We start from the raw sequence: 8,056 nt of genomic DNA on the forward strand, positions 1-8,056 counted from the left end.
TTTCCCAATGAACACTAAATATTACGAATTAACTAAACTTCGCCTTATTCTCATTAGCTCTAATGTCATTTACCAATATAAGATTCTCTTATATTAGCTTCTCATTACTGCTTAAACTTGTAATCAATTATCGGAAATAGTAATTGAATTGTAAATCCCTTCCCATACTCAGACTCAACTTCAATTTCAATCTGCAATTCATCGCATAATTTCTTTACAAGATACAATCCTATGCCAGTAGATTGCTTTCGATTAGGATTATTGCCTGTAAATCCTTTATCACAAATGAAAGGAAGATCGGATAGCCTAACACCAATGCCATTGTCAGAAATCCTTAAATAATATCGATTCTTTATACTATCAAAACCAGTTTTTAACCAGATAAAACTATCAATTTTTTCATTAGAGTATTTAGCCCCATTAACAAATATTTGCGTAAAAATAAACTGAAGTGCTTTTTTATCTGACACAATTGGGACATCTTCCATCTGAAAAATAACTTTAACTTCTTTTTCATCCAATAATGCTTGAAGTTCCAAAAGTACATCTTTGCAACATGAATTCAACGAAATTCTCTCTAAGCAATAGTCAACATGGGAGGCTTGTAGTCTTGCATAAAATAGTATCTGTTCAACATTGTCACTGATTTTAATTCTTGCATGCTCAAGTCTTTGATACACTAATTCTGACATTTCTTCTTTACGATTCTCCAAAACCAAGTTTGCTAAAGAAACAGGTGCCTTTATCTCATGAACCCAACTTTCAATAAATTCTTCATACTCTATAGATTGTAGCTTGGCCTCATCTAATTGATTATTTAACTCCCATAATTTATTTCCCAGATAATTTATCTTTTCTTTATGTAATTTACCAGTAGACTCTAATAATTCAGATTCATGCTCTAGAGAGGGCTCTCTAAAAAAGTTATAAAAGACTTCATCTCGCCTTCTCTGTCTCTTCCACTCCAACATTATGCCAAAGACAATGCTACCTATTGAAAAAACAATCATGATACCAACTAGGAGTTCAAACGTTTCTGGATAAGCTACCCATGCTAGAAAAATAAAGAAAACATTACCCATGCAAAGAATTAATATCCAAAACCATGCCCCCTTTAAAATACTTAGCCAATCTCCTAACTTCATTGCTAATCACCTCTTATTAATTGATACCCGATTCCTCTAACAGTCTTAATTCGATTAGACAATTCAACCTTATCAAGGCTCTTGCGTAATCTAGTCATGTTTACTTGCAATATATTTTCATCCACATAATCACTACTCCCCCATAGCAGATTAAAAAGTTCTTCCTTTTTTACTACTGAAGGTGAAGCTTTCACCAAGGCTTTCATAATAATTCCTTCATTCTCCGATAATGGAATAGAATTCTTGCCAACATATAATACATTTATCTTCTCATCTAACTGAAAATCACCAGCATCTAGCAGAACTTGCATATTGGCATAGAGATGAAGAAGCTTTTGAATCCGAGCAATGAGACGTTTAGGATGAAATGGTTTCGTTAAATAGTCATCTGCGCCTAAATTTAATGCATGCAACTCATCACGAAGTCGATTACGTGAAGTCAAAACTAAAATAGGACCCATACCCTTGGCCTTTAGTCCACGGCAAATATCGAATCCAGAAAGTTTAGGTAAATTTAAATCTAATACAACTAATGAAGGAGAAGCTGAAACAATATCTTCCAAGGAGTTATCGAAAGAAGAGATACACTCTACAGAGTATCCCTCTTTCTCCAATATGTTTTGTAACTCTTCACGTAGAAAAACGTCGTCTTCAACGATAACTATCTTTTCCACGATTTCACCCCCTAATCTATCTCTTTTAACTTCTTAATCTCTTCATCACTCTTTCGCTGAATCGTCCAAATATAACAGATCTCAAAAATCATAAAGGCTGCAAGAACAATTGCCGCTATCCACCCTGTAGTGCTATTAGCTAAACTTGATCCACTCGGTAAGAGAACCTTTACCATATATCGAAAACCAAATATAGAACTAATCAATGCAACCGACATAACCAACCCAAAATACCACCAAATTTGTGTCCTTGCTGATGAACATAATGATTTAATACTTGCTCCAAGTATGGATACCGTATAGTATCTATGTCTAGTACTTCTTTGTTGCATAAGAAACTTGAGCCCTAGAACCGTATTTGAAATGATAAGAAACATCACACCTAAATAGAATGTGATATAACTACCTGCAACTATGTAAAACAACTGTCTCCCCATACTTGCAAGATAGGATTCATACTTTAGACCAGTTGGACTTAATAACTTATCTATTTCATGGGTAGCTTGCATCAACCCTTTTTCTTGGACAAAGTTAGAATCTAAAACCATATTCCAACGTGGTGGGTTTTCCTGATCATCAACTAAGTCATTATACATATCATCAGGCACAATCAATGCATATGCAAGGGTGATAGCTCTATCCGCAACAATATTACTTGTATATAGTGTGGAGAACAATTCGTATTGTTGACCATCAATACTCACCGTTGGATTAGATTTCAATACCCGTCTCAATATATTATGAGTATACGAAAACCTATCTTCATCAGAGTACAGTGCAACTTCCCCATCTTCCAATAGGATAGGAGTTTTATTTATAGATTTAAGCAAAGAATTATAACTAGAAAGGGAAATTAAGTAAGGTGAGTCCTTATAAGAAGATAAATCCCTCAATAGATATTCTTTGTCTTCTGAATCTTTTTCTCGAGAAGTCAATTCTTCCAATTCTGCCCAAGAAAAATCATGTGTTACAGTATCTTTAGGCATACCTTCATATGGTGTACTTACAATACCGATTTTCATAGGATAATAATCTTTTATATAAGAACTTAATTTGTCAGAACTCACTACAGAAATAATATCTCTTTCTGAGTTTTCATATCCTTCAAAGGTAAAATCTACACTTCTGGATTCTTTCCCTTGAGCTAAAGGCATAGAAATACCATAGGTAAAAAAAATCATTGCCATAAGCATTAGCAGTGAAGATATAGCAAGAGAGCCCCATTGATGCAAGACATTTTCCTGAAGTTGTCTTCCCGTAAATACGAATAATCCAGTAGACAAATTACTTTTATCTTTTACCCATTTTCCAATCAAATTTCCCAGTCCACGAAACAACGTGAAAGTTCCAGCGATACCTATTAACAATATTAATTCCGTCATCATAAAAATAACTCTATCTAAAGAACTAACTGATAATACATAAGCTAGGCACAATAATAATACCCCAATAAACAGATTAACAAAACTCCACTTCGTGGAAAGTACCTTTTGCACTTTTTCTTTCTGTTCATTTAGAAAATCTACAGGTTCTTCCTTCATCATTTTCAAGCTAAGAATAAAAACAGCCAGTATCTGTACAACAATAAATCCAAACATGGTTAATCCAAGCCCTAACCAAGATATACTAAATTCATAACCAATAATATCCATTCCTATGAGCCTGGAAGTAGCAAGACTAATTAATTCTGTTAAGAATAAGGAAATGGGGATTCCAATAAATAATGTAATCAAACCACTCCACAACGTCTCTGCCATTATCATTGTAAATAGCTTACTTCCTTTCATCCCCATCATTAGATATATTCCAAATTCATGCCTGCGACGTTGTAATTGGTATTTATTTGCACAATAAACCAGAAAAAATACAAAGAACAATGAGACCATATAGAGCATCGGTATCATTAACAAAAGCTTTGCTACCGCATCACTCTCAAGTGTCTTTAAATACTTCATAACATTCTGGTCGCCAAGGGAAAGTATTACGTAGAAAGCAACAACTGAAACAACTAGCGAAGCAAAATAAATTCCATTCTCTTTTCTAGTTCTGCGACTATTTCGTTTAATGAAATCAAAGAACATTGTTATTACCCCCTCCCAACTGTGCCATAACTGTTAGGATACGTTCATAGAAGGCATTCTGTGTTTCTCCAGGTACCTTTCTTCTAATCTCATGAAAAATCACACCATCTTGGATAAATAAGATTCTTGAACAAAAACTTGCTGCATTAGCATCATGGGTAACCATCAAAATAGTAGCCACTTCTGTCTGATTAATAGAAGACAGCTTTCCCATCAATTTCTTTGCGTTTTTTGTATCCAAGGCACCAGTTGGCTCATCAGCTAACACAATGCTTGGATTGGAAATCAATGCTCTTGCCGCTGCAACTCTCTGCTTCTGACCTCCTGACATTTGAGAAGGGAATTTATTTAACACTTCTTCAATATCAAGTTGCTTTGCCAATTTTTGAAGATGCACCTCTTGCTTTTTGGGATCCTCTCCATGTATAGACATGGGCAAAATAATATTTTCTCTAGCAGTTAAATTATCTAATAACTCAAACTCCTGAAATAAGTATCCAATTTTACTTCCTCGATAAATCGCTAGCTGGTCTCCTTTAAATGAAGAAATATTTTCACCCTCCAACAAAATCTGTCCAGATGTTGGCTTAAGCATGGTTGCAATGCAGTTTAATAGTGTAGTCTTACCCGATCCACTGGCTCCCATGATTCCAAGAAATTCTCCTGGAAAAACATCAAGGGTAATCCCTTTTAATGCAGCGGTTTCACTTTGCCCCTCGCCATATGTCTTGTATATTTCTTTAACTTGAAGCAGTTTTTCTGAAATTTTCATACTATATCCTCCCTATATTCTTCTATACTAATACAATATAATAAAAAATTATCAATTAACACTTACAGTTGTTGTAAGGTTTGTAATGAGAGGAATATCTTCTTTTTTGTTAATTATCAGATACAGTTATGTTTTTAATTTTAACATGTTTTTAAAAAAATTAATATTGTCAAAACTGTATTATGTTATAACTTCTAGCCTCATACAACTTATTTTATTTACTTTATTATATAACAAAGAAGTTTTTTACTCATAGCTAAAACTTTTGAAACTACCCGTTTAGTAAATGGTATTCTTAACACAAACAAATCCCCTAAACCTATTGTTTAGGGGAAAATACATAAAGAAAATCATTTAGTTCTTGTATCTACAAAATCCTTACTTCAACCATGAAATATCATTTTAATTTTTTATTATTTCTTTGTAACAGGAATCCAAACCTCATATTTTGCATTTTCTGGATCATCATTAAGTTTCACCTATAAAATATTTACAAACTATCTACTGGTATAGGAATTACCCAAATCTCCATGTAGTTTTCATTAGCCTTTCCTTTGTAGTATTTTTCTGCTGAAAACGACTGGGTAACCAAACTGTGATTTTTTAACCATGTTCCGAAAAGATATTTGTTAGCTTGGTCCAATGCAGTTGTTACCAATTCTTCAAAGGTTTCCGCTTCAATGCTACAAACAATATATTCTCCTGCTGGCAATTCTTGCTTTATAAAAGGATCACGAATCTCAACATTAGGAGATTTTGCAAAGCTGCCAGCAAAATAAGTAAATGTTCCTTTTTCAGAGTTTGCCATATGGGACATGCCAAGTTCAATGTCAGGATCAATCAAATCAGCAATTTTCTCCTTTCTAGCATGAAAGTTGTTCCAAAGCTGCCCTGGCACATCTATGCCAGTACTTTCCCCAACTGGAACTTGATCTGCAATGTTTACCTCTGAAGCAAATCCCAAATATACTTCCTTAGAATAGAGCTGTTTTCTCTGAACTTCTAGAACAATATTTCCTACAATCAACGGAACATTCTCATCAATCGTAATATAGTTCATAGAAACTTCGGGCTTTGCAAAGGTATTCAGCCTAGGATGACTTTTCTTGTATTCTTCTGGTGTAATACCATATGTTTTCTTAAATGCTCGTGTAAAGTTTGCGTGACTGGAAAACCCGTAGTCTAAAGCTATATCCAGGATCCTTTGTTCATCTGTACCAAGTTCAAGTATGACCTTTGATAAGCGACGTAACTTAATATATTCTTGAACCGGTTTCTTCACCAGTCGCTTAAACAGCCTTTGAAAATAAAATGGAGATAGTCCAACCATTTCAGCCAATGTTTCGGAACTGATGTCCTCTTGCAAATGTTCCTCAATATAATCCACAGATTTTTGTATTGCTTCCCATGCGTGCATATATGCACCTCCTTTTTTTGATGATCTCATTATATCAGACAGATTTTGTCCAGGCTTTTCACTGAATGCCTTTTTTTGTTGTTGGAAGATTTAAGGAAATAGTTAAATAAATTTCATTTAGCTGTATTTATGATTCTGCAACATCTGACCTATTCATCTACCATCCTGTAACCTACACCAATTTCAGTTAGAATATACCTAGGTTGAGCTGGTTCATCTTCAATTTTTCTTCTTAAACTAGCCATAAATACTCTTAATGATTGAGTTTCATTGCCAATGGTTAAACCCCATACTTCTTTCATTATAAAATTATGAGTTAAAACTTTTCCTGCATGTTGGGCTAAAAGTGTTAAAAGTTTATATTCAATTGGGGTTAAATGTATTTCTTGCCCCCTAATACTTACAACTCTTTTTTCTAATTCGATTTTTAAATCTCCAAGTATAAAGTTGTCAATACTATTATTTTGCTTGTTCAAAAGCTTAGAAGAATGTCGCAATGATACTCTTAATCGTGCCAATAATTCTGATATTCCAAAAGGTTTTGTAACTTACAAATTATTTAAATACAAATATATCACCACGAAAACCCAAGAGCGTATCTGACGGCTTTCCAAGTATTTGATGTATTTCATCTTGATATGCTCCTATAATGGAGAATTTTTCAGAAGATTCATTCTTACTTTGTGTATCTTTACTGCAACCAGTTGTACTTAACATAATACAAGGAAACGTTTTATATTCATTAAAATTCCTCCTCTTTTACTATCTTATAATTATATTTTAAATTTATATCCATTATTTATCAATTAAAAAAGTCAAAAGATACTATCATGCTCTCAAGAAACTGTAAATAAGCAGATCAGCCTTTAAATAATGCCGACCTGCTTATTTACAGTTTTTTACTCCACAATCAAATTCTTTGGAATTTGCACATCAATATTTTTTAAGTTTTTTGCATCTTCAATATTGATAAACATTTTTTTCAATTTACTAACTGTTCCAACAAAAGTATTTTTGAATGAATAAATTTAAAAATTCATTCATTTTTATTGATAATATAAAGGAACCAAATTGATTCCTTATAATTTTCTTTTAGGAAAATGCGCCCTTCAAAAAATATTTTATTAATGTTCTTAATGTTTCTTCATAATCTTCAAAATCTTTACTAGTAATGTGACAATCAATATAATATATTAAATCATATACTTTTATAATTTTATCCATTGTCTCTTTTTCATATGTTTCTTGATTTAATCGTTCATGAAAGATATTTTTTAGAAAATGATGAAATGTATAGTCAGCTTTTCCCTCTTCTGAGTAATAGTACTTATGCAATGTGTCTGAAATATCTACTTTATTCCATTCTGCTAAAATATTATTATTTAAAACAACTTCTAGTAAATAATTAAATATGTCATCAATCACATCAATAGGTTGACCATTCCAATCAATTGTATCTATTAATTGATTTCTTATTTTTTCATTCTCTTTGATATATATTTCTAGAAACAATTCTTCTTTTGATTGATAATGTTTATAGAATGACCCAACTGCCATTCCTGCCTTACTTGTTATATCAGATATGTTTGTATTTTTATATCCTTTTTCGAGAAAAACCTCATGAGCAGCTTTATTCAAATCAAATTTTTTGTCATTCACGCTCATACCTCCTTAGTGCTATGAATGAATATATTTTTATGTTCATTCATATTTTACCACAAATATATGCTTTAGTCAATACTATTTATTTGCTTAGTTTATAAGTAAAATCACTACTTAAATTTAATCAAATGCGAACAATAATAAATGACTTTACACTTACTTTTTGAAAAAAACGCACTCATCTCTGAGTGCGTAATCATCATTATATACCTATTAAATATCCATTAAATGTGAACCGACCTCAAAAAGTTAGACCAAAAATCTAACTAATGGAGGTCGGTTTTGATTTGGCAAAATATAGTTTT

Annotated in this window: 7 protein-coding genes; all 7 read right to left on the reverse strand. The window is 32.5% G+C overall.

Features of this window, described 5'->3' with window-relative positions:
- Positions 1-104: 104 nt before the first annotated feature.
- Positions 105-1,145 (reverse strand): sensor histidine kinase, encoded by a 1,041-nt coding sequence (locus GOQ29_RS06235; RefSeq protein WP_203371786.1) that lies wholly within the window; start codon positions 1,143-1,145, stop codon positions 105-107.
- 2 nt (positions 1,146-1,147) lie between these two features.
- Positions 1,148-1,819, reverse strand: a complete 672-nt coding sequence (locus GOQ29_RS06240) for a response regulator transcription factor (RefSeq protein WP_203371787.1) — start codon at positions 1,817-1,819, stop codon at positions 1,148-1,150.
- 11 nt (positions 1,820-1,830) lie between these two features.
- The gene (locus GOQ29_RS06245; RefSeq protein WP_203371788.1) at positions 1,831-3,900 is read right to left on the reverse strand and encodes an ABC transporter permease; all 2,070 of its coding nucleotides are present in this window, start codon (positions 3,898-3,900) and stop codon (positions 1,831-1,833) included.
- Positions 3,890-4,672 (reverse strand): ABC transporter ATP-binding protein, encoded by a 783-nt coding sequence (locus GOQ29_RS06250; RefSeq protein WP_203371789.1) that lies wholly within the window; start codon positions 4,670-4,672, stop codon positions 3,890-3,892. Before GOQ29_RS06250 ends, GOQ29_RS06245 begins: the two co-directional genes overlap by 11 nt.
- 490 nt (positions 4,673-5,162) lie before the next feature.
- Positions 5,163-6,089, reverse strand: coding sequence for an AraC family transcriptional regulator (locus tag GOQ29_RS06255; RefSeq protein WP_203371790.1), 927 nt, complete (start codon positions 6,087-6,089; stop codon positions 5,163-5,165).
- A gap of 149 nt (positions 6,090-6,238) precedes the next feature.
- Positions 6,239-6,607, reverse strand: coding sequence for a winged helix-turn-helix domain-containing protein (locus GOQ29_RS06260; RefSeq protein ID WP_207750657.1), 369 nt, complete (start codon positions 6,605-6,607; stop codon positions 6,239-6,241).
- A gap of 574 nt (positions 6,608-7,181) precedes the next feature.
- Entirely contained in the window at positions 7,182-7,748 is a 567-nt protein-coding gene (locus GOQ29_RS06265; RefSeq protein ID WP_203371791.1) for a TetR/AcrR family transcriptional regulator, read from the reverse strand.
- Positions 7,749-8,056: the final 308 nt, after the last annotated feature.

This window comes from Anaeromonas gelatinilytica (assembly GCF_016820635.1).
GTDB classification, from domain to species: domain Bacteria; phylum Bacillota; class Clostridia; order Tissierellales; family SIT17; genus Anaeromonas; species Anaeromonas gelatinilytica.